This is a genomic window from Polaromonas sp. P1_G2, from assembly GCF_056405515.1.
Genome location: NZ_JBFUBY010001197.1, coordinates 1 through 443 on the forward strand (window position 1 = coordinate 1; position 443 = coordinate 443).

General features: G+C 56.7%; 1 protein-coding gene. It reads right to left on the minus strand.

The features are described from left to right. On the minus strand, positions 1-382 hold a 382-nt coding region (locus tag AC1D0P_RS29740; RefSeq protein WP_477680019.1), incomplete at its 3' end, for an alpha/beta fold hydrolase. Positions 383-443 lie beyond the last annotated feature (61 nt).

Here is a 443-nt window from a genome sequence, read left to right on the forward strand (position 1 = left end):
CCTCTGCCGTCAACGCAACATAGCCGTCGCCGTAGGGAGCTATCGCCTCGCCGGCCACCGGCGCATAATTCTTCCACCAATCACTGAAAGACTGATCTGTGTCCGGAGCGCCCGCCGCGACATAAACGAGACCCTTCACCCGGTCGTGGTTGCCCGCTTCCGTGATGACGGCACCGCCCCACGAATGCCCCACGAGAAGGACCGGGCCGTCCTGCATTTCGATGACGCGGTGCGCTGCTTTGACATCGTCGCCGAGCGAACTGAGCGGGTTTTGAACGGCAACAGCTCTCAGACCTTTCGCGGTCAGAAGGGAAATTACCTTCGTCCAGCAAGATCCGTCAGCAAATGCACCATGAACGAGAACGATCGTACCGATTGCCATCTTTTTCTCCTAAATCATTGAAAATACTTTTCAACTTTCTGGACGCTGCCCCAGCCATATG